Origin of the sequence: Actinomadura alba (assembly GCF_014323705.1) — a bacterium.
In the GTDB taxonomy this organism is placed as follows: domain Bacteria; phylum Actinomycetota; class Actinomycetes; order Streptosporangiales; family Streptosporangiaceae; genus Actinomadura_C; species Actinomadura_C alba.
This window is the reverse complement of the sequence record NZ_JABVEC010000002.1, coordinates 519,907-541,640: the sequence shown is the minus strand read 5'-3', so window position 1 is coordinate 541,640 and position 21,734 is coordinate 519,907. Positions and strand designations below refer to the sequence as shown.

At 70.4% G+C, this 21,734-nt stretch carries 18 protein-coding genes; 7 read left to right on the top strand and 11 right to left on the bottom strand.

Annotation, left to right across the window (positions count from 1 at the left end):
- Nucleotides 1-107 precede the first annotated feature (107 nt).
- Nucleotides 108-920 carry a crotonase/enoyl-CoA hydratase family protein gene (locus HKK74_RS05400; protein WP_187241895.1) on the top strand — a complete coding sequence of 271 codons (813 nt, stop codon included), beginning with the start codon at nucleotides 108-110 and terminating at the stop codon, nucleotides 918-920.
- A gap of 78 nt (nucleotides 921-998) precedes the next feature.
- Here the strand turns inward: HKK74_RS05400 and HKK74_RS05395 are convergent, their stop codons facing one another.
- Nucleotides 999-2,375: a tyrosine-protein kinase domain-containing protein gene (locus tag HKK74_RS05395; protein WP_187241894.1), complete on the bottom strand. Its 1,377-nt coding sequence runs from the start codon at nucleotides 2,373-2,375 to the stop codon at nucleotides 999-1,001.
- Nucleotides 2,376-2,676: 301 nt separating this feature from the next.
- Between HKK74_RS05395 and HKK74_RS05390 the strand changes: the two genes are divergently transcribed.
- Nucleotides 2,677-3,936, top strand: coding sequence for a nucleotide sugar dehydrogenase (locus HKK74_RS05390; RefSeq protein WP_187241893.1), 1,260 nt, complete (start codon nucleotides 2,677-2,679; stop codon nucleotides 3,934-3,936).
- A gap of 55 nt (nucleotides 3,937-3,991) precedes the next feature.
- Here HKK74_RS05390 and HKK74_RS05385 read toward each other — a convergent pair whose 3' ends face one another.
- Both HKK74_RS05385 and HKK74_RS05380 read right to left on the bottom strand, forming a co-directional pair.
- Nucleotides 3,992-5,050, bottom strand: a complete 1,059-nt coding sequence (locus HKK74_RS05385) for an MraY family glycosyltransferase (RefSeq protein WP_246491249.1) — start codon at nucleotides 5,048-5,050, stop codon at nucleotides 3,992-3,994.
- Between the two features lie 5 nt (nucleotides 5,051-5,055).
- A complete protein-coding gene (locus tag HKK74_RS05380; protein ID WP_187241891.1) occupies nucleotides 5,056-6,057 on the bottom strand; it encodes an NAD-dependent epimerase/dehydratase family protein in 1,002 nt (333 codons plus the stop codon).
- 201 nt (nucleotides 6,058-6,258) lie between these two features.
- Here HKK74_RS05380 and HKK74_RS41275 point away from each other — a divergent pair, with 201 nt between their 5' ends.
- The 3 genes from HKK74_RS41275 to HKK74_RS05365 are packed head-to-tail and all read left to right on the top strand — an operon-like array spanning nucleotide 6,259 to nucleotide 9,449.
- Nucleotides 6,259-7,653 (top strand): O-antigen ligase family protein, encoded by a 1,395-nt coding sequence (locus HKK74_RS41275; protein ID WP_187241890.1) that lies wholly within the window; start codon nucleotides 6,259-6,261, stop codon nucleotides 7,651-7,653.
- Nucleotides 7,646-8,491 (top strand): class I SAM-dependent methyltransferase, encoded by an 846-nt coding sequence (locus HKK74_RS05370; protein WP_187241889.1) that lies wholly within the window; start codon nucleotides 7,646-7,648, stop codon nucleotides 8,489-8,491. The genes HKK74_RS41275 and HKK74_RS05370 overlap by 8 nt, the downstream gene beginning before the upstream one ends.
- Nucleotides 8,492-8,534: 43 nt before the next feature.
- The gene (locus HKK74_RS05365; RefSeq protein WP_187241888.1) at nucleotides 8,535-9,449 is read left to right on the top strand and encodes a glycosyltransferase family 2 protein; all 915 of its coding nucleotides are present in this window, start codon (nucleotides 8,535-8,537) and stop codon (nucleotides 9,447-9,449) included.
- Here the strand turns inward: HKK74_RS05365 and HKK74_RS41270 are convergent.
- The 6 genes from HKK74_RS41270 to HKK74_RS05335 form a co-directional block, all read right to left on the bottom strand.
- The gene (locus HKK74_RS41270) at nucleotides 9,419-10,762 is read right to left on the bottom strand and encodes an oligosaccharide flippase family protein (protein ID WP_187241887.1); all 1,344 of its coding nucleotides are present in this window, start codon (nucleotides 10,760-10,762) and stop codon (nucleotides 9,419-9,421) included. The two genes, HKK74_RS05365 and HKK74_RS41270, sit on opposite strands and share 31 nt — an antisense overlap.
- Nucleotides 10,756-11,892: a glycosyltransferase gene (locus HKK74_RS05355; RefSeq protein ID WP_187241886.1), complete on the bottom strand. Its 1,137-nt coding sequence runs from the start codon at nucleotides 11,890-11,892 to the stop codon at nucleotides 10,756-10,758. The genes HKK74_RS41270 and HKK74_RS05355 overlap by 7 nt, the downstream gene beginning before the upstream one ends.
- The gene (gene asnB, locus HKK74_RS05350; protein ID WP_187241885.1) at nucleotides 11,889-13,886 is read right to left on the bottom strand and encodes an asparagine synthase (glutamine-hydrolyzing); all 1,998 of its coding nucleotides are present in this window, start codon (nucleotides 13,884-13,886) and stop codon (nucleotides 11,889-11,891) included. The genes HKK74_RS05355 and asnB overlap by 4 nt, the downstream gene beginning before the upstream one ends.
- Nucleotides 13,874-15,049 (bottom strand): glycosyltransferase, encoded by a 1,176-nt coding sequence (locus HKK74_RS05345; RefSeq protein WP_187241884.1) that lies wholly within the window; start codon nucleotides 15,047-15,049, stop codon nucleotides 13,874-13,876. The genes asnB and HKK74_RS05345 overlap by 13 nt, the downstream gene beginning before the upstream one ends.
- Nucleotides 15,050-15,064: 15 nt before the next feature.
- Nucleotides 15,065-15,946 (bottom strand): FkbM family methyltransferase, encoded by an 882-nt coding sequence (locus tag HKK74_RS05340; protein WP_187241883.1) that lies wholly within the window; start codon nucleotides 15,944-15,946, stop codon nucleotides 15,065-15,067.
- Between the two features lie 158 nt (nucleotides 15,947-16,104).
- Nucleotides 16,105-16,992 (bottom strand): hypothetical protein, encoded by an 888-nt coding sequence (locus HKK74_RS05335; protein ID WP_187241882.1) that lies wholly within the window; start codon nucleotides 16,990-16,992, stop codon nucleotides 16,105-16,107.
- Between the two features lie 369 nt (nucleotides 16,993-17,361).
- Between HKK74_RS05335 and HKK74_RS05330 the strand changes: the two genes are divergently transcribed.
- The gene (locus HKK74_RS05330) at nucleotides 17,362-18,546 is read left to right on the top strand and encodes a glycosyltransferase (protein ID WP_246491187.1); all 1,185 of its coding nucleotides are present in this window, start codon (nucleotides 17,362-17,364) and stop codon (nucleotides 18,544-18,546) included.
- Entirely contained in the window at nucleotides 18,543-19,523 is a 981-nt protein-coding gene (locus HKK74_RS05325) for an NAD-dependent epimerase/dehydratase family protein (protein ID WP_187241881.1), read from the top strand. Before HKK74_RS05330 ends, HKK74_RS05325 begins: the two co-directional genes overlap by 4 nt.
- Before the next feature lie 36 nt (nucleotides 19,524-19,559).
- Here the strand turns inward: HKK74_RS05325 and HKK74_RS05320 are convergent, their stop codons facing one another.
- Both HKK74_RS05320 and pgfA read right to left on the bottom strand, forming a co-directional pair.
- Complete coding sequence (locus HKK74_RS05320; protein ID WP_187241880.1) at nucleotides 19,560-20,672, bottom strand: NAD(P)H-dependent flavin oxidoreductase; 1,113 nt, start codon at nucleotides 20,670-20,672, stop codon at nucleotides 19,560-19,562.
- Between the two features lie 110 nt (nucleotides 20,673-20,782).
- Nucleotides 20,783-21,733: a cell envelope lipid trafficking protein PgfA gene (gene pgfA / locus HKK74_RS05315; protein WP_187241879.1), complete on the bottom strand. Its 951-nt coding sequence runs from the start codon at nucleotides 21,731-21,733 to the stop codon at nucleotides 20,783-20,785.
- Nucleotide 21,734: the final 1 nt, after the last annotated feature.

Below are 21,734 nucleotides of genomic sequence, written 5' to 3'. Positions count from 1 at the left end.
TCTTACTAGAATCGGTTCTCGTTTTATGGTCCCGGATCGAGCCCGCCCGATCGAACACGCCCGATCGAGGCCCATCGCGGGATCGGGGCCGGAGAGGGAGGCACGGCATGACCGAACGGCTGCCCATCAGCACTCCGCACTGCGTCGTCGAGCGGGACGGCCACGTGGTCACCGTGACGATGGACCGGCCCGCCGCCCGCAACGCGCTGAGCCAGGACATGCTCGTCGGGCTGGCCGAGGCCTGGGCGTACATCTCCGCGGAGCCGGACGTACGGGTGGGCATCCTGACCGGAGCCGACGGCCACTTCTGCGCCGGCGCCGACCTGAAGGCCATGGGGACCCCGTCCGAGGACGAGCGCGTGCGCCGGCGCGCCGCCGAGATCCCGGACTACCACTGGAAGGCCCTGCTGCGGGACGAGCCGCCCACCAAACCGCTGATCGCGGCGATCGAGGGGTACGCCGTCGCCGGTGGCACCGAGCTGCTGATCGGCACCGACCTGCGCGTGGTGGCCGCGGGCGCGACGCTCGGCCTGTACGAGGCGAGACGCGGGCTGTTCCCGATGGGCGGTTCCGCGATCCGGCTGCCACGGCAGATCCCCTACGCCTTCGCGATGGACATCCTGCTCACCGGCCGGTCCGTGGCTCCAGAGGAGGCGTTGCGCATGGGCCTCATCAACAAGATCGTGCCGGACGGCGGGGCGCTGGCGGCGGCCCGCGCCCTCGCCGCCGAGATCGCCGCATGCGGGCCGCTCGCGGTGCAGGCGATCCTGCGGACCTACCGCGCGACGGCGCATCTTCCCGAGGACGAGGCTCTGAAGGTCTCCGATGAGATCGGGTGGCCCGTCATCGGCTCCGAGGACGCCAAGGAGGGCTCACGCGCGTTCAGGGAGAAGCGGCCGGCCGTGTTCCGCGGTCGCTGACCCCCCGGGAGCCGGTTCAGCAGAGAGTTCTCTCCCGGCTCATCCGCCGGTGACCCGCACCGGCCGCCCCGGTGGTGGTCAGCGGGCCTTGACGCCGTTCGCCGACCCCTCGAATTCGCCGGCATAGCCGTAGCCCAGCCCGCTCTTGGCCGGAGCCATGTTCAGCACGCTGCCGAGCAGGCGCACGTCCGCCGCGCGGAGCCGCTCCACCCCGCTGCGCAGCTCGTCCGCCTGCGTGCGGCCGTGCCTGGCAATCATCACGGCGCCGTCGCAGTTGCGGGCGAGGACCGTGGCATCCGCGACCGGCAGCAGCGGAGGCGTGTCGATCAGAACGAGGTCGGCCCGGTCACGGACCTCCTCCAGCAGCTGGTGCATGTGGTGTGAACCGAGCAGCTCACCGGGATTGGGCGGTATCGGCCCGCTCGGCAGCACGAGGAGCGGAAGGTCCCGCCACTGCTGGAGCGCGTCGTCGAGAGCGGCGTGCCCCACGAGAACGCTGGTGAGCCCGGCCGCGCCGTCGACGCCGAGATAGCGCGCGACACGGGGCTTGCGCAGATCCGCGTCGATCACGATGACGCGCCGGCCCGCCTGGGCCAGGGCGACCGCCAGGTCGCAGGTCGTCAGAGTGCGCCCCTCCTTGGGCAGCGCGCTCGTGACCACGACCAGTCGCACCGGCTCGTCCACGTCGACGAACTGCAGGTTGGCGCGGAGGAAGCGGAACGCCTCCGCGCGTGGGGTGTGCATGGCGCCGTCGCCGACCAGCGGGCGCTTGGACACCGCGCCGTCGTAGCCGATCGTGCCGAGGACGGCTCCCCCGGTGATGTGGCGCAGGTCGCCGCCGGACTTCACCGAGCTGTCGGCGTCCTCGCGCAGCAGGCTGCCGCCGACCCCGATGCCGAAGCCGACGAGCAGTCCCAGCATCAGGTTGAGCAGCGGCTGGGGGCTCACCGGCGACGCCGGCACCTGGGCGTTGTCGACCACCGTCACCTTGACGAGCGGGCGCGCGTCGCCGGGTGGGCGCTCGAGTTCCTGGACCAGCGCGCCGAACTCGACGCCGAGGGCGTCGGCGATGCTCTTGGCCCGCTCGGGAGACTCGTCCACCACCATCGCCCGCAGCAGCACCGTCTCGGGGATGGCCTCGGCCGAGATCCTCGCCTGCAGGCCCGCGGCGGACAGGCCGCCGCCCAGTGTCGTCGCGAGCTTCCTGGCCACCCGCTCGCTCTTCAGCAGGTTGGCGTAGGACTTCACGCGCTCCTGTGACAGCAGGCTGGCCTGGTAGGCCGAGGACGAGTTCGTGGTGCGGTCGGCCGCCGACACGAACATCGTGATCGACGCCTGGTACTGAGGCGTCTGGCGCATGGTGACGACCATGGCCACACCCCCCGACAGGACCACGGAAACCGCAATGAGCAACCAATGTCTCCGGAGTAGGCGAAGATATTTGATGAATTCCATTTCATACACTTCCCGACATCAGAGCAGCATCGCCGATAATCGCCGCGATAGACATGTGAAGCCTCACCGCACGCGAGCTCTACGAAGGTAGATTAACTACAGATGCCCAGATCAGCGGCGCCTGGAACGGCGACGCGCCAGGAAATCCATTGACCGGCCGAAGCGCCTTGACAACGGCCGACCGTGAAGTGGCGAGTTTGCCGAAAATTGAGCGATGCAACCCTTTTCCCCATGATCACTCTGGCGCTACTTATGGAGCAGCCGAGTTTTGACTGCGGACGATTCGACTGCGGAGGGGTTCATGGCACGGCGACTTGTGGTGATCGGTCAGGGATATGTGGGGTTGCCTCTCGCACTCCGGGCGCTGGACAGCGGCTTTCACGTGGTCGGCCTCGACTCCGATGAGCAGCGCGTCAAGCGGTTGGACGCCGGCGACTCCTATGTGGAGGACATCCATGACGACCGGCTCGTGACGGCGCTCGAGACCGGCCGCTATCTGCCGACGTACGACCCCGCCGACGCCGCCGGCTTCGACATCTGCGTGATCACCGTCCCGACGCCGCTGCGGGACGGGGTCCCGGATCTGAGCCATGTCGAGGAGGCCGCGCGCACAATAGGGCACCATCTCAGGCCCGGCTGCCTGGTCGTGCTCGAGTCGACCACCTATCCCGGTACGACGGAGGAACTGCTCCTGCCGTTGCTCGAAGAGCACAGCGGTCTGCGCGCTCCCGATGATTTCCACGTGGGGTACAGCCCGGAACGGATCGATCCCGGCAATCCACACTGGAACCTACAGAACACCCCGAAAATCGTGGCCGGTCTCGACGCCGCCTCACTCGCGGCCGTCCAGGACTTCTACGGACGGATCGTCGACCGGCCCATCGCCGTGTCGACCCTCAAGGTGGCCGAACTCATCAAGCTCATCGAGAACACCTTCCGGCACGTCAACATCGCGCTGATCAATGAGATAGCGATCTTCGCCGACCAGCTCGGCATCGACATCTGGGAGGCCACCGAGGCCGCCTCGACCAAGCCGTTCGGGTTCCTGCCGTTCTCGCCGGGCCCGGGGGTCGGCGGACACTGCCTGCCGGTCGATCCGTCCTACCTCTCCTGGCAGGTCAAGCGGACCCTCGGGCACAACTTCCGGTTCGTCGAGCTCGCCAACGACATCAACGACCACATGCCCGACCACGTGGTCCGGCGGGTGACGGAGGGCCTGAACGCGCGATCCAAGGCGGTGAACGGCAGCAGGATCCTCCTGCTCGGGCTGGCCTACAAGAAGAACACCGGCGACCTGCGCGAGTCGCCGGCGATCGCGGTCGTGAGCGCGTTGCGGAAGCTCGGCGCGGACGTCCGGGCAGCGGATCCGTACGTGGAACCGCTGCACGTCCCACCCGGGGTGGCGCTCGTCCCCCTGGACGATTCGGAGCTCCGGGCCGCCGACGCCGTGGTGGTCCTCGCCGATCACGACGTCTTCGACTTCGAGCTGGTGCAACGCGCGAGCCGGTACATCTTCGACACCCGCAACCGATGCGCCGGTCCCACCGTCGAGCGCCTGTGAGACAGACGGCTGCACGGCCGCCGTCACCCGCGGCCGTGCCGCCGCGGGATCCGGGTCAGGACCGGTCGGTGGACAGCGCCCGCGTCGAGATGGGCGGGGCGGGAGCGTCCGTACGCCGTCCTTCGGCCGGATAGACCGGGACCCTCAGCAGCACCGAGATCACCAAGACCGCGATCGCGGTGACGCCGGCGACCACCGCGAAGCCCGGGAGCCGCTGTTCGGCGACCAGCACACCGCACAGGCAAGGTACGAGCGTCGCGGCGAAGAGGGTGAACGTCACCTGCCGGATGCTCATCCCGAGCCGCCGAAGCCGGTGCGAGATGTGGTCGGTGCCGCCGAGAAGCAGCGGGCGGCCGGCCCGGCTCCGGGAGACCAGGACGAGGCAGGTGTCGACCGTGGCGACAAAAGTGACAAGGAGCATCTCCGCGATCCTGGACATGGGCCCGCCGGGCAGGTCGACGAGGACGGCGGCCGCGGAGATGACGAAGCCGATGAACAGCGAACCCGCGTCGCCCATGAACAGGCGCGCCGGCGTCCAGTTGTGGATGAGGAAGCCCAGGCACCCGGCGGAGAGCGCGAGCAGGAGCAGCACCAGGCCGGTCTGCCCGCTCAGGAACGCCGCCCACGCCAGGAAACCCGCGACCACGGTGGCCACGGTGGCGGCGGCGCCGTCCATGTTGTCGAGCAGGTTGAACGAGTTCGTGATGACCACGATCCACAGCATGGTCACGATCAGGTCGAGCCAGTTCCCGAACGCCGCGATGCGGCCCCCGATCAGGACCACCGCGGTGGCGGCCAGCCCCTCGACGACGAGCCGCGCGACGGGGCTCAGGCACCTGAGGTCGTCGACGAGGCCGAGCACCGCGACGGCGACGCTCGCGACGACCAGGACCGCGAGGCGCACGTCCCAGCGCGGCACCAGCACGACCACGGGGATCAGCGTGCCCAGGGTGATCGCGACCCCGCCGAGGTAGGGCATCGGCCGGGTGTGGGCCTTGCGCACGCCGGGACGATCCGTGAGACCACGCCGCAGCGCGAGCCGCCGGAGCACACCGCTGAGCACGTCGGCGAGCACCAGGGCCCCGACGGCGGCACCCGCCATCGGGGCCAGCATGCCGGTCACACCGACACTGGTTCGGGATGCAGGTCGAGATCGTGGCGAGCCTGTGCGATGGCGTCGGTCAGCACGTCGTCGAGTGAGTGGCTCGGCACCCATCCGGTCAGTTCACGCAGCTTCCCGGTGTCGGGCACGCGTCGTTGCATGTCCTCGAACCCCGGCCCGTACGCCTGGTCGTAGGGGATCAGCTCGACGTCCGACCGGCCCTGGCAGCGCATGTTGATCTTCTCCGCGAGCCGCGCGATGCTGGTCTCCTCGGAGGAGCCGATGTTGAAGGTGTGCCCGATGGCGGCCGGCTCGTCGAGGAGCCGCAGGATCGCGTCCACCACGTCCGCGACGTGCGCGAAACAGCGCGTCTGGCGGCCGTCGCCGAACACCGTCAGGGGCTCGCCGCGCAGGGCCTGCTGGACGAGCCTGGGGATGACCATGCCGTAGGCGGGACTCTGCCGCGGCCCGACCGTGTTGAAGAGCCGCACCGTGATGGTCGGCAGCCCGCGCTCGCGGTGGTAGCAGTTGGCCAGGATCTCGTCGACCGCTTTGGCCGTGCTGTAGGCCCAGCGCACGACGGTGGGGCTGCCGAGGATGCGGTCCGCCCCCTCGTGCAGCGGGCCCGAGGAGTTCTTCCCGTAGATCTCGGACGTGCTCGTCACCAGGATCTTCCTGCGGTACCGGTGCGCGGCCTCGATCACGATCTCGGAACCGCGGATGTTGGTGGTCAGCGACCGGAGCGGCTGGGCCACGACGAGCTTCACCCCGACGGCCGCCGCGAGATGGACCACGACGTCGGACTGGTGGGTCAGCTCGTCGACCAGCAGTTCGTCGAGGACCGAACCGTGCACGAACCGGAACCCCGGGCATCCGCCCGCCGCGTCGAGGTTGGACAGCTGACCCGTCGAGAGATTGTCCAGGGCGATCACCGAATCACCGCGCGCCAGCAGCGCGTCGATGAGATGCGACCCGATGAAGCCCGCACCGCCCGTCACCAGATACTTCGTCCTCGCCATGACACGCTCCCAAGATCCCGGATGGTCGTTGCGAGTATTGACTACCCGTAGTATCTAGTCCGTGACAGTGGGTATGTGATCGTTGATCAAAACCTTGGTCATCTGGCCATCCGACCTAAGGACGCCGAGTGACGTGATGGACCAACGGTCGTTGCCGCCACCGATTCGACGGCGCCGCGGACACGACTGCCGGGCGCAGCGGTGACCACCGCTGCGGTCATCCGGCACGCGCTCATCCGGCACGTGCTCATCCGGCACGGGGCCGTCCGGTCGGCGCTGGTGCGCACGTTGGTGCGCACCACGCCGGCGCTGACGGTCCTGGGCTCACTGGTCCTCACCTGCCTGCTGATCCGCCAGCAGCGGCTCACCGTCCTCGCGCTCGCCGCCGCCGTCCTGGCGGCCGCCGCGCTCCGCCGGCCGACGGCCACGGCGCTGCTGCTGATCCCACTGAGCGTGGTGGGCACCGTGGTCGCCGACGCCACCTTCGTCATCCTCGCCATCGTCGTGGTGACGCTGTCCGCGGCGGTCCGGATCGTGGCGGGCGTCCACGCCGTACGGCCTCCGCACCTGTGGGCGGCGCTGATGTGCTGCCTGCTGCTGGTCAGCTTCGTGCCGTGCCTCGACGGGCCGCTGCCGGTGATGATCGTCTTCTATGACCTCGCCGGAATCCTCGCGGGCCTCGCCCTGACGGCCGCTGCCATCGCCGCCCCGCCTCGTCCGCGCGACCTCGCCCGGATGACCGCGCTGGTGGGCGCCCTCGCAGCCGGGTACGCCCTCGCGGCCGGCGAGGAGATGGGCGGCCGGCTCGAAGGGCTCGGCCTCAACCCGAACTATCTCGCGGCGCTGCTCGCGATGCCGCTCGTCGCGGCCGTCGGGCTCACCCGGCGCACGCGCAATCCGCTGTGGCTCGTACCCGGGACGATCTGCCTGGTGGCGATGGTCTGCACCCAGTCGCGGGCGGCGTTCGTCGCCGCCGCCGTGGGCGTCGCCGTGACCCTCGTCCATGGGCGTCCGCGCGGGCACCAGGCGTTGATAGCGGTCGGCACCGGCGTCACCGTCATGCTCCCGGGGATCGTCGAGCTGGTCCGCAGGGTCACGGCCGGCGACCGCGGGCCGGCGGATCTGAGCCGGAGCAGGGAGGTCCGGCAGCAGGCGGCCGAGTTCGCGTTGCGGACGGCCGTCGAGCACCCCTTCCACGGGATCGGGTACGGGACGTTCAGCTCCTACGCCGCGCGCTCACCCCGCTTCGGCCTCGAGATCGGCACGCACAACGACTACCTCCGCCTGGCGGCCGAGTCGGGAGCGGCCACCCTCGTCGTCTTCCTCGTCATCCTGTGGCTGGCGGTCCGGGGACGGCGGCCCGGGGACCTGTCCCTTCCGCTCGGCATCACGCTCGCCTTCGCCACGAACCTGCTCTTCGCCAACCTGCTGGCGAACCCGACGATCAGCATGCCGTTCTGGCTGTCCCTCGGCTGCCTGCTCGCCGCCGCCCGCCATCCGGCCGGCGCGTCATCACCGGACCCATGCCAGGAGCCCGCTCGACTGCGCGACGGGCCCGTCTGGCGTCCTCACCAGAAAGGCCAAGCCCATGGTTGACAGCCCGACCGAGATCCGCGCGGGCGACCGGTTCGCGTTCGGCAGCAACTGGCTGCGATTCATCGAGCTGGTCGACGAACCCCGCATCGCGACCGCCGTCGACTCGCTCGTCACCTCGCTCGGCACCCGCGACCTGTCCGGCCGCACGTTCCTCGACGTCGGCTGCGGAAGCGGGCTCTTCTCGCTGGCCGCGCACCGGCTCGGGGCCCGGGTCCGGTCCTTCGACTTCGACCCCGAGTCGGTCGCGGCGACGGTGGAGCTGCGCGAGCGGTTCGCCCCCGGCAGCGACTGGACGATCACCGAGGGCTCCATCCTCGACGAGCGGACCGTCTCGGCGCTCGGCCGGTTCGACATCGTCTACTCCTGGGGCGTCCTGCACCACACCGGCGACCTGTGGGCCGCGGTGGAGGCCGTCGCAGGCCTCGTCGGCCCGGGCTGCCTGCTGTACATCTCCATCTACAACGACCAGGGGATCGAGAGCCGGCTGTGGCGGCGGGTCAAGCGGCGCTACAACAGATCCGGCCCGCTGATGCGCCGCGCGCTCGTGGCCGCGAGCGCGGCCTACCTCGGCCGCCACGTACCGCTGCGGAGGGCGGTCCGGCTGGTCCGGCAGGGCCCCCACCGCCCGGCCGCGGGGCCGCGGGCCCGCGGGATGTCGGCCCGGCACGACCTCGTCGACTGGGTCGGCGGATACCCCTTCGAGGTGGCCAAGCCCGAGCAGGTGTTCGCCTTCCTGCGTGACCGGGGCTTCGAGCTGCGCCATCTCAAGACCTGCGCGGGCGGGCTCGGGTGCAACGAGTACGTCTTCGAGAAGACCGGGCCGAAGGCCTCCGTGTGACGGCGCCCCACCACCGGCCACCGACGACAGAGAGCGACCGACCATGCTCATATCGATAGTCACCGCCACCTACAACCGCGCCGCCACCCTGCCCACCCTGTACGCCAGCATCGCCGCTCAGGGCATCGACGTGGAGTGGGTGGTCGTCGACGACGGCTCCACCGACGAGACACCCGAGCTGATGGCCGACCTGACCAGCAGCGCGCCGTTCCCGATCCGGCACGTCAGCCAGCCGAACCGGGGCAAGCACACGGCCGTCAACCGGGGCGTCCCCCTCGCGCGGGGAGAACTGGTGGCGCTCGTCGACTCCGACGACGAACTGGTGCCGGGCGGGATGGCCCGGCTCCTCGCCCGCTGGAACGAGATCCCCTCCACCCGGCGGGACGGCTTCTTCGGCGTGGTCGGACGCTGCGTCGACGACGACGGGCGCAGAATCGGCGACGACTTCCCCGGCCCGGCACCGGTGGACTGCTCCTGGCACGACGCCGTGTACATCCACCGGGCCACGGGCGACCGCTCGGGGCTGCTGCGCGCCGATGTTCTGCGGGCCCATCCGTTCCCCGAGCCGACCGGGCAGAACTACGTGTTCGAGGGCATGGTCTGGCGCGAGATCGGCTGCCGGTACCTGACCCGTTACGTGGACGACCCGCTGGTGCAGGTCCACACCTCGGGCTCGGACCGGCTGAGCCACCGCAAGACCGAGCAGATGCGCAGGCCGGTGCTCCAGCACTACTCGGCGATGCTGACCAAGGACCTGGCGTGGTTCCGGCACGCGCCCTCGATGTTCCTGCGCGCCGCCGTGCAGTACAGCCGGTGCAGCCTGGGCGAGCGGATCCCGCTGCGCCGCCAGTTCGCGGACCTGTCCGGGCCGGCCCGGATCCTGTGGGCGTCCGCGCTGCCGCTCGGCACGCTGCTGTGGCTACAGGATCAGCGGTCATCCCCAGCGAGATCCCGCTGACCACGGCTGCGCACGCGGGCCGTCACGGCGGCCGCCGATCGCGCCGACACCGCCACCAGATAGCGGATCTCCCCGCGTCCGGGCAGCAGCGCGCGGGGCGGTAGCCCCGTCGCCCGCAGGAACCACGCGACCTGCAGACCGCCGAGCACGCCGTAGCCGATGCTCGAGGCGACGGCGCATCCCACGATGCCGTACGCGGGGATCAGGGCGAGGTTCAGGACCACGTTCACGACCAGCGCGGTGACCGAGATCGCCGACATCAGCATCGGGCGGTCCAGCCGGAGCAGGAAGGCGGCGACCGTCCTGGTGGCGCCGAGGACCACCAGGCCGGGTGCCAGCCCGAGCAGCGGTGCGACGCTGCCGGCGAACGCCGTGCCGTAGACGACGGGGATCAGGATCGGTGCCGCGAGGCACATGAGGCCGACCGAGGCCACCGCGAACAGCAACGTCAGGCGAGCCGTCCTGGCGGTGAAGGCGGCGGCCGAGCCCTGGTCGCCCTCCATCTGCCGGGGCAGCGCGACCTGGGCGATCGAGTCGACCGCCACCCGGGTCAGCTCGATCAGGGTCGCCGCGAGCGAGTACAGGCCGACCGCGACGTGGGTCATCATCGCGTTGAGCATCAGGATGTCGACCCGGAACAGTAGGAACAGGGACACGAGACCGGTGTGGTAGCGCAGGCCCATGCCCAGCTCCCGGCGGGCCAGAGACAGGTCGCGGCAGCGCAGCCGGGGCCGTACCACCGGGATCAGGATCGCCAGCGGCAGCCCGAGCGAGACCACCCACATCACGACGACCCAGGTCAGCGACAGCCGCCCGGTCGCCGCCAGGGAGAGGAGCACGACGCAGTGAACGGCGCCGGCGCACAGCCCGCTCCAGTTGACCCATTCGATCCGGGACCGCAGCACCAGGATGTTGTTGACGTACAACACCGTCATGCTCAGCGGAATGCCGAGCAGGGCGACGGCCAGCAGGCCGTGGCTCGGGACCGGCACGACGTCGGGGCCCAGTGCGGAGGTCACCACCACCGTCGCGAGCGCGGACAGCACGCCGACCAGCGTCCCGAGCACCACGCTGTTGGCGGCGAGCGCCGCACGCGCCTCCGGCCGGGTCCACAGGCAGACCTGTGCCTGCTCGACCGACAGATGGCCGAGCGAGATCGCCGTGATCGCGATGGTGACGAGCACGAAGTATGCGCCCCGGCCCTCGGGCCCCAGCCCCCGGGCGATGGCGACGCTCACGGTCGCACCGACCAGCAGCATGGTGACGCGGGTCGTGATGGAGTGTGCGACCTGGCGAGCCGCGCTGTTCACCACCGGTGCGCCCGGTAGGCGGCCTCGTGCCGCGCCGCGCACCTGGGCACCCCGAAGTCCTCGGCCGCGCGCCTGGCGGCCGTCCCCAGCCGCAGGCGCAGGCCCGGGTCGGCCGCGACCCGTTCGATCATGTCCGCCAGAGCGGCGGGGTCACGCGGGGGGACCAGCAGCCCGGTGACGCCGTCGGTCACGATCTCGGGGATGCCGCCGACCGTCGTCGTGATCACCGGTAGCCCCGCGGCCATCGCCTCGAGCACGGCGTTCGGCAGGCCCTCCTGATGCGAGGGCAGCACCGCGAACTGGTGGGCGAGGAACAGCGGGCGCGCGTCCGGCACCGCCCCGGTGAGCTCGACGGTGCCCGTCAGCCCCCGCGCACCGACGAGACGGGTGAGTGCGTCGCGCTCCGGGCCCTCACCGACGAAGGTCATCTTCGGCGGCCGGGCCAGCAGCGTCAACGCGTCGACCAGATCGGCGTGGCCCTTGTAGTGGATGAGGTTCGCCACGACGATCCCCCGGGCCGGCCGGCCTTCGACGTCGGCCACGGTGTCGGGCAGGTCAACGCCATTGGAGATCACCACGACCCGCCGGGCGGGCACGCGTTCGCGCCGTACGAGCTCATCGGCGCCCGCGCGCGAGTTGCACACGTACAGGGACGAGGCACGGCGGCCCAGGAAGTCGAGGATCTCCCGCCGGACGCCCAGCGGGCTCGGCGGGGTCGCGCCCCGGCGACCGTTGACCCGCACGGGCACCCCGGCGGCCCACGCGAGCGGAAGCACCCTGGTGTAGCAGCCGAAGAGGAACGCGTGACAGACGTCGGGCCGCAGGCTTCTGAAGTACCTCCACAGGGCGAGGAGCCTTCCCAGGTGCGTGAGCGACCCGCGCGGCGACAGCCGCCCGGCGCCGTCGCGCTGCCGGACGCCGTCGTAGGCGAACACCCGCACCGGGACGCCGGCCGCCTTGAGCGCCGACCGCAGCGGGCCGCCGTAGCGAAGGGCGATGACGTGCACGTCGTGGCCGCGGTCCCGCAGCCCCACGGCGAGCTTGACGACCTGGTGCTCGGTTCCACCGAGCCGCAGGGAGCCGACGGCCAGCACGATCGTCATCCGGTCGCCGCCCGATCGTGAGCGCGTCATGTCGACCGCGGCCTGGCGTCGCCGCACGAGGGCAGCTCGCCATCCGACGGGTACGGCCCACCGGACGGATACGGCCCACCCGAGGGATGCGGTCCATCCGAGGGATACGGCACGCCGGCCGGGTGCGGATCGTCGACGAACATGCGATGCCAGAGCTCGAACTGGATGAGCGCCCAGATGCGGCTGCTGTGATCGCAGTTCGAGTCGTGCTGCTCGAGCAGCGCCACGACCGCCTCCGGCCGGAAGAACCCACGCGATCTGGCGGTACGGTCGGTGAGCACGTCCCATGACAGCTCGCGCAGGTCGGTACGCAGCCAGGCCGCCAGCGGGACGCCGAACCCCATCTTCGGCCGGGTGATCAGCTCGGTCGGCAGCCACGGCGCCACGGCCTTCTTCAGCAGATACTTGGTCGTGCCCGAGCGGATCTTCAAATTGGCCGGCACCCCGGCGGCCCATTCCATCAGGTGATGGTCCAGCAGCGGCGACCTGGCCTCGAGTGAGTTGGCCATCGTGGTGATGTCCACCTTCACCAGCAGATCACCGGGCAGGTAGGTGTTGACGTCGGCGTCCATGATCTGGCCGAGGGTGGAGTCGGCGCGGGACGCGGCCACGACCTCGTCGAGCAGCTCGTAGCTGTCTTCGTGCGCGACCTGCTCCCGGAGCTCGCCGGTGTAGAGCGCGAGCTTCTGGGCCGGCGTGAAGTACGAGACGAGCCCCGCGTACCGGCGCGAATGCGGCTGTCCGAGCAGTTCGAGGACCCGGCCCACCTTCCGCAGCGACGAACGCGGCGCGGTACGGCCGAGGATCGCGGAACCGGCCCGGGCCAGCCAGGCCTGGGAACTCGGGGGGACCCTGATCCGGTCGGTACGCGCCATCGCCAGGTAACGGCCGTACCCGCCGAAACTCTCGTCGCCGCCGTCGCCGTTGAGCACCACGGTGACGTGTTCGCGGCTCATCCTGGCCACGTAGAAGCTCGGGATCGCCGAGGAGTCGGCGAACGGCTCGTCGAAGTGCCAGACGAGCGTCGGCAGGACGTCCAGAGCGGAAGGGGTGACCACCATCTCGTGGTGGTCGGTGTCGTACAGCTCGGCGAGCTTGCGCGCGTAGCGCCGCTCGTCGAAGTTCCGGTCGTCGAACCCGATGCTGAAGGTCTTCACGCGCTCACCGGACTGGCGCGCCATCGCGGCGACGACCGCCGACGAGTCGATCCCGCCGGACAGGAACGCGCCCAGCGGGCGCTCGCTCACCATCCGGACCCGGGTGGCGTCGAGCAGCAGCTCGCGGAGCCGCTCGGCGGCCTCGTTCTCGTCCTCGACGCGATGCGGCGTGAAGTCCAGCCGCCAGTACCGGCGCAGCTCGTGCACGCCGTCCTGCCAGACCAGCAGATGCCCTGGCGGCAGCTTCTGGACCCCTTGGTAGATCGACCACGGAGCCGGCACGTACTGGTAGGTCAGGTAGTGGTGCAGCGCCACGGGGTCGACCTCACGCCGCAACGCGGGATCGCGCACCAGCGACTTCAACTCCGAGCCGAACGACAGCGAGCGGCCGCCGGCCCTCCAGTACAGCGGCTTCTTGCCCACGCGGTCGCGGGCGAGCAGCAGCCGTCGCCTGCGGCGGTCCCAGATGGCGAAGGCGAACATGCCGCGCAGCCGGTGCACGAACTCGTCGCCGTACTCCTCGTACAGGTGGACCAGGCATTCCGTGTCACCCTCACTGGTGAAGCGGTGCCCTTTTCCCCGCATTTCGTCCCGCAGCTCGCGGAAGTTGTAGATCTCCCCGTTGAAGACCGCGACCACGGTGCGGTCCTCGTTGTAGACGGGCTGGTCACCGCCGGCCACGTCGATGATCGCCAGCCGGCGCATGCCGAGCACGGCGTCGTGGTCCTCGTGGAAGCCCTCGCCGTCCGGGCCGCGGTGGACCATGACGTCGCACATCCGGCGCACGAGACCCGCCTGGACGCCGGCTGTGGACACGACACCGGCTATTCCGCACATCGGCGCTCCAGAAGTTCCCCGTAGATTCGAACGTGCTGGTCGACCATGCCATCGACGTGCAGGTGCTCCCGGCTCCAAGCGCGGGCCCGCTCACCCAGCCGCGCCGCGAACGCCGGGTCGGTGAGCACGCGCTCGAGCCCGGCGGCGAGCGCACCCGCGTCGGCGGGCGGCACCAGCACACCCCGGTCACGGATCAGCTCGGCGGTCCCCCCGACGTCGGAGGCGACCACCGGCAGCCCCGCCGCCATCGCCTCCATGACGGCGTTGCTCATGCCCTCGTGCAGGGACGGGAGGACCACGACGTCCGCCCTGGCCAGCAGCCGGGCGACGTCGGTCCGTGCCCCGAGGAAGCGCACGTCGATGCCGAGCCGGTCGGCCTGGCGTTCCAGCGCCGGGCGTTCCGGTCCCGCGCCGGCGAGCGCCAGCGTGCAGGGAAGGCCCGGCCGGAGCCGCGCCACGGCGTCGAGCAGATACCGGTGGCCCTTGTAGCGCTTGAGGTTCGCGACGCACAGGACCACGGGCAGGTCGGTGTCGATCGCCGCCGGAACGGCCGGGGCGAAGGCGGAGTCGGGGAGCCCGTTGTAGACCACGGTGAGCTTGCGGGGCGGTACCCCTTCGTGGCGCAGTGTGTCGTCGGCGACCGAGTGCGCGTTGGCGATCAGCAGGTCGGTCAGGCTCGTCGCGGCGCGCTCGGCCGCCAGCAGCGCGCGGCGCTCCTGTTTGTAGTCCCCAAGGCTGCGGCGACCCGCTACGAGCACCGGCACCCGGGCCAGCCTGGCGGCGGGGGCCGCGGTCACGTAGCTGTGGTACAGGAACGCATGCAGCACGTCCGGCCGCATGCGGCGCAGATGGCGCACGAACCTGCGGAACGCCGCGAGGTTGCCCGGCAGCATCCGCCAGCCGGCCACCCTGCGGTGAAAGCCGAGGTGGACCACCGGCACGCCGGCCGCATTCAGGTCGTTCTCCCAGGCCCCGCCCTCGAACAGCACGAGAACCCGGACATCGATTCCGCGCGTGCGCAGCCCGCGGGCGAGAAGGGCGACCTGCTTCTCAGTGCCGCCCAGGCCGAGCTGCCCGATCAGCAGAAGGACCCGGGCGGGTCCCGCCGGGGATTCACCGCGCGGCGGGACGGTACGTGACAGTGTGCGTTCATCGCTCAGCACCAGACCGACATCCCCTCATGACGTGGCCGTCACCGGCTCGGTCGCGAACAGGTAGTTGCAGGGGTGGAAGGACCGCGCCTCGAGCCGGATCGGCCCCTCGCGGGTGAGGTGATACGCGTGCCGGTAGCCGAACGCCGACGCCGATTCGCGGACCTTGTCCAGCGAGTCGGGATTGAGGCACTCGGCGATGATCCTGGGCCGCCAGGTGCGGAGAAGCCGCGGCATCCCGTTGATCACCTCGGGCTCGAAGCCCTCGACATCGATCTTGATGAGCCCGACCGGCAGGTCGCCCAGGGCCTCGTCGCCGGTCGTCACGTCGACGTCCACCGTACGGACGGACGGCCGAGCGGTGCCGAGCGAAGCCGCCGAGTCGTCGGAGGGGATCGTGAGCGTGGCGCAACCGGCCTCCGCGGCCAGGGCCTTGCCGACGATGGTCACCCTGTCCTGCAAGCCGTTGACGATGACGTTGGACCGCAGCTGCGGAAGCTTGACGGGGTTGGGCTCGAACGCGACGGCGCGGAGCCGGGGGTTGGCGACGCAGGCGAGCAGGGTGTAGATCCCCGAGTACGCGCCGACGTCGACGAACACCTCCGACCGCCTCGCGAGATCGAAGAGCACGGGTTGCGTCGTGCTCTCCCAGTCCCGCATGTCCGTCCAGACGATGTGCCGGGCCAGCCCGTCGTGCTCGACGGCGTCGTAGACGAACGGCGTGCCGTCAGGGGCGTGTAACGTCCACTGGCCGAGGGGCTGTAACCGCCGCCACACCGCCGGAGCGACATACCCCCGGCCGGCGCCCGCCCGCACCAGCCTCTGCAGGCCGGGGACGCGCCAGAACACGTGTCGGTGCGCGGCCTTGATGAGTCGGCGCCGCGGCCGGACTCTGACTCTGCAGATCACACGCTGCTCCATTCCACGTCGACCACAACCGGCGACCAGGGCCGCAACCCCATTCTTCGCACCGCTGTCTCTGCCGGGCGGCGAGGTCCGTCCCCGCCACCCGGCAGGCGGTAGCCGTCAAGAAAGCGTGACTACCAGAAGCAGACAAAGGCGGAATGTCAGCCCGTGCATCCCGGAACCGTGCCGAGAGGAGCGCAGTTGTTGGGATTGTTCTGCGTGACGGCGCTGCGCGTGAAAGCCCCACTTCCCGGGGCGCCCAGGTTGTAGTGGCCGCCACCGGACGCCGCCCCGTTGAACGAGACCCGCACCAGATCACCCCGCAGGTAGCCACCGTTTCCGTTGTAGATGCCGCCACCCTCGCTCACGGCGATGTTGCCGACGATGTCGCTGCGGTACATATAGGCTCTGCCGCCGAGTTCGTTGTAAATGCCGCCACCGTCGGTGTTGGCCCGGTTGGAGTTGACCCGGCTGAACTTCACCAGCATGCCGCCGTCGTTGTAGATGCCACCGCCACCGCCACCGATGCCGGTGGTGTTGTTCCTCACCGTGCTGCTCACCAGCCTCAGCGAGCCACTGTCATTGGAGATGCCGCCCCCGTTGTCGGCGGTGTTGCCGAACACGAGGCTCCGGAAGAGCAGCACCCTGCCGCGGGCGTTGAGGATGGCACCACCGGTGTTCGCGCCGCCGTCACCGCCGGTGAGGGTGATCCCGCGAAGGGCGAGCCCCGCACCGGCCGAGACCTCGACGATGCGGAACAACGCGGCCGCGTTCCGCCTGATGGTGGTGTTTCTGCCGACCAGAGTGACGTTGCCGGTGATGATCGGCAGCCCGTTCGGCCCGCGGGTACCGGTCTGGGCCGCAGCGGTGAGGTCGTAAGTGCAGCCCGTGGCCAGCCTGAGTGTCTGTGAGGTGGCGGCGTTCGCCGCGGTGATCGCCGCGATCAGCGCCGGCGTGTTGCACGACACCGCCACGACCGCCGTCGGCGCGGCGTGTGCGGCCGACGGCATCGCCGTCAGTCCCACTCCCGCCACGGCGGCGACCGCCACGCCACGGACTCTCTTAGAAAATGAACCCATAAGGCTCCCCCCGAACAGAAATGGACAATCCCCTTGCCCACGATGAATTCTCCCTATAGCACTGCCGGAAGCAGTTAGGGGAACGGTGCACAAGTTATCACGCCCTGATCGCGATGCTTTCTAAATGGGCGCGGACTCCTTTTGGGCTGCTCTGAGGCGGCCGAAATAGAGGTCGACTTTCCGCAGAATAGATTCCGAAAGGGTCGGGTGCCAACTAGTCCGGCCACCCCGTAATTCGTCGTGATCATCCGCACATTCCGCCGTCCGCGCGTTGCGCGTTGCACGGAGCGTGACGTCTATGTACGTTGAGTGATCAAGCTGCGACGCGGGGGGCGTACGTTGAGCGACAGGCGCATCAGGGTGATGCGGGTCATCGCACGGATGAACATCGGTGGCCCTGCGATGCAGGTCACGGCACTGATGCGAGGCCTGGACACCGAACACTTCGACCATCGGGTCTACTGCGGGCTCGTCGGGCCGGACGAAGCCGACTACGTCGACCTGTGCGCGCCCGACGTGCGGGTACGCCGCGTCGCCACGCTGGGCCGCTCGGTCCGCCCGGCCGACGACCTCCGCGCCCTGATCCGGCTCACGTCGGCCATGCGCCGGTTCCGGCCGCACATCGTGCACACCCACACCGCCAAGGCCGGGGTGCTCGGCCGGCTGGCAGCGGTCATGGCCGGGGTGCCGGTGCGGGTCCACACATTCCACGGCCATCTGCTGCACGGCTACTTCTCACCACCGAAGACCCGGCTGATCGTGCACACCGAGCGCATGCTCGCGAAGCGCACCGACCATCTGGTCGCCGTCGGCGGGCAGGTACGTGACGACCTCGTGAGCGCCCGGATCGGGCGGGCCGGCCAGTACCACGTCGTGCCGCCCGGCACCGACCTCGGCCCGCTTCCCGACCGCGAGACGGCACGGCGCACCCTCGGGCTGCCCTTGGACGCGCCCGTCGTCGCCTATGTCGGGCGGGTGACCGGAATCAAGCGCCCGGACCGGTTCGTCGAAGTGGCGCGCGCCGTCCGCCGCGACCTGCCCACCGCGCGATTCGTCGTGTGCGGCGACGGGGACCTGCTGCCCGAGGTCGCCGCCACGGCCGGTGACGTGGACGGAGCGCTGCTCCTGCTGGGCTGGCGAGCGGACGTCGAGACCGTGTACGCGGCGGCGGACGTCGTCCTCCTCACCTCCGACAACGAGGGAATGCCGGTCTCGCTCATCGAGGCGGGGCTGGCCGGCCTGCCGGCGGTCGCCACCCGCGTGGGAGGCGTCCCGGAGGTCGTCCAGGACGAGGTGACCGGCCTGCTCGCCACCACCCGCGCGGGAGAACTCGCCGCCCACACCGTCCGGTTGCTCGGCGACGACCGGCTGCGCCTTCGGATGGGCCGGCACGCGCAGGCCTGGACGACCGAACGCTTCAGCGCCGAACGGCTGGTCAGTGACATGCGCGATCTCTACACCTCCATCGCCGTCGACCAGGGCTGGTGGCCGTCCTCCTCGCTCGCTGAACAGGAGACCCGTTGAGAGTCATCGTCACCGGCGGGGCCGGCTTCATCGGAGCCAACCTCTGCCGCGAACTCGCCGAGCGCCCGGAGATCTCCAAGGTCACCGCACTCGACAACCTCAGCACCGGGTCGGCGAGCAACCTCGACGGCGTCGCCGCGGACCTGATCGAGGGCAGCATCCTCGACCGCGAACTGCTGGACGAGGTCGTCGACGGCGCCCACGCGGTGGTCCATCTCGCGGCGCGGCCGTCCGTCCCACGGTCGCTCACCAGCCCGGTGGCCAGCCACGCGGTCAACGCGACCGGCACCGTGTTCGTGCTCGAAGCGTGCCGGCGCGGGGCGACCCACATGATCGCCGCGTCCTCGTCCTCGGTGTACGGGTCCACACCGGCGCTGCCCAAGCACGAGGACCTGGCCACCCGCCCGATCAGCCCGTACGGCGCGAGCAAGCTGGCGACCGAGGCCTACGTGCTCGCCTACGGCAGCAGCTTCGACCTGCCCGCGCTGGCGCTGCGCTTCTTCAACGTCTACGGGCCGCTACAGCCTGCGGGCCACGCCTACGCGGCCGTGGTCCCCTCGTTCATCGACTCCGCGCTGCGCGGCGAGCCGCTGCGCGTCCACGGCGACGGCCGGCAGACCCGTGACTTCACCTACGTGGGAACGGTGGCGAGGGTACTCGCCGACGCCGTGATCCACCGCGTCACCTGCCCGGATCCGGTCAACCTCGCCTTCGGCAGCCGGGTGTCGATCCTGGAACTCGCCGAGCGGCTGGCCATGACGACCGACCTTCCGCTCGAGATCCGGCACGAGCCGCCTCGCCTCGGCGACGTTCGCGACTCGCAGGCGTCCGACGGGCGGCTTCGACGACTGTTCCCCGAGGTCAAGCCCGTATCCATCGACACGGGCCTCAGGCACACGGTCGACTGGTTCCGCGGCCTGCCGCAATACGCTGTGCCGATGGCCGCGCCTCCGGCGCGGCGGCTCGCGGCGCCCTGAGGCGCCCCCCGGGGGGGCCTTCGGTCCGCGAAACGGTCAGGACTCGGTGATGTGGTTGAGGCGGTCGACCACTGCTATGTACTCCTCCATCAGGTCGTAGATCACCTGGGCGGTCGGCCTGACCCGGTTCATGGAACCGACGATCTGGCCGACCGGGAAGGTCGTGAGCTCGCTGCTCCCGGCCCGGTTGATGCGGTGCAGCGCGTCGGAGATGAGCATGAACTGCATCGGCATCGGCAGCGTGCCGGGCGACTTCTCGCTCTCCCACGCGTCGGTCCACGCGGTCCTGAGCATGCGCGCCGGCTTGCCGGTCCAGGAGCGGGACCGTACGGTGTCGCGGGACGTCGCGGACAGCAGCCTGTCCCTCGACGCCTCCGGGGTGTCGGCCTCGTCGACGGTGAGCCAGATCGACCCGGTCCACGCGCCCTCCGCGCCGAGCGCAAGCCCCGCGGCGAGCTGGCGGCCGCGCCCGATGCCGCCCGCCGCGAGCACGATGGTGTCCGGCCCGACCGCGTCGACGACCTCGGGGATGAGGACCATCGTCGACACGTCGCCGGTGTGACCGCCCGCCTCGGTGCCCTGCGCGACGATGATGTCGACACCCACCTCGACCTGCTTGCGGGCGTGCCGGGCGTTGCTCGCCAGCCCGGCCATCTTGACGCCGTGCTCGTGAGCCTGCGCGACGACGTCGGCGGGCGGCGGGCCGAGCGCGTTGGCGAGCAGCGCGATCGGATGCCTGAGCGCCACCTCGACCTGCGGACGCGCGGTCGCGTCGGTCCAGCCGAGCAGGTACCGCCCGGCCCCCTCCTCGGAGAGCGGCTCGATGCCGTGCCGCTCCAGCAGTTCGTTGACGAACAGGCGGTGCCGCTCGGGGATCATGGCCTGCAACCTGGCCATGAGGTCCTCGGAGTCGCCGAGGTCGGCCCCCTCGTACTTCGCGGGCATCACCACATCGACGCCGTACGGTCTGCCGCCCACGTGCTCGTCGATCCACTTGAGCTCGACCTCGAGCTCCTCGGGGGTGAAGTACAGCGCGCCGAGGACGCCCATGCCGCCGGCGCGGCTCACGGCGGCGACCACGTCGCGGCAGTGACTGAACGCGAAGATCGGGTATTCGATGCCGAAGAGTTCCGTTACTCGTGTCCGCACCCCTCGACTCTAAGCGCGCGTGAAGCCTAACTGCAACAGGTTCTAGTTAGAGTATTGACCGGACACCAGGGCGCGATACCCGTCACGGCGAGAACACGTACTAACACTCATCAGGTGTCCCGGACGCGGCGGGCGGTCCGTTCGCCGACCAGGCCCACCACGCCGCCCGTCAGGACGAGCAGCAGCCCGGCGCTCAGCGCGCCGACCGGGACGTACGTCCTGACGGCCGCGATGACGAGCGCGTTCCGGTCGGCCCGGGCGACGAGCCTCTTCTGGTCGGCGGGCACGGTGACCAGCCGGGCGGCGGAGGCCGTCAGCCCTCCCCGGCCGTCCGGCATCCGCACCGTGGTCTGGACCACCTGCTCGTGCTTGACGGGCGTGCCGGTGCGCGGATCGACCCAGACCGTGTTCCTCGCCGCGTAGTAACGATCCACGTCGACGTTGCCACTCCGCGGGCCGAGCCCGAGGAACCGCCCGGGAAGGGCCTTGAGTTCCCCCACCTTGGTGAGCCCGACCTCCTGCACGAAACGGTAGGTCCTGAGCCCCTGAACCCGTTCCTCGCCGCCGAAGCGGGCCGGCCACGGGCGGCGGGTGATGACGTCGAAGACCTGGTAGTCCCGCTTCCGCACGTCCGCCGGCGGGAGCACCAGGCCGTACCCGGCGAACCGAACCCCCATGTCACCGGCGACATGGGCTCCACAACAGCTCACCAGCTCGGACGTACGCCGGTTGACGGCGATCCGGTAGTCCAGCGCCTCGAGCTGCCGGTCGCGATCGTCGTCGTAGACCGCCGTGGAGGCGTCCCACACCACGACGTCCGCGCCACCCACCGGCCGCACATCACCGAGAACTGTGCTGCGGGCGCTCAGCGTGACGTCCGTGCGCATCTCGAGTTCCGCGGTGTCGAAGTACGACGCGTCCCGCGCCTCCAGCCGGGTCGCCTGGTAGAAGTTGCGCGGCACGGCCACGACCTGATCCTGGACGTAGAACCGCAGGAGCGGTACGAGCGCGAGGAAGAACACGCCCACGCCGACCAGCCCCAACGCCGCCGGTCGCCGCATC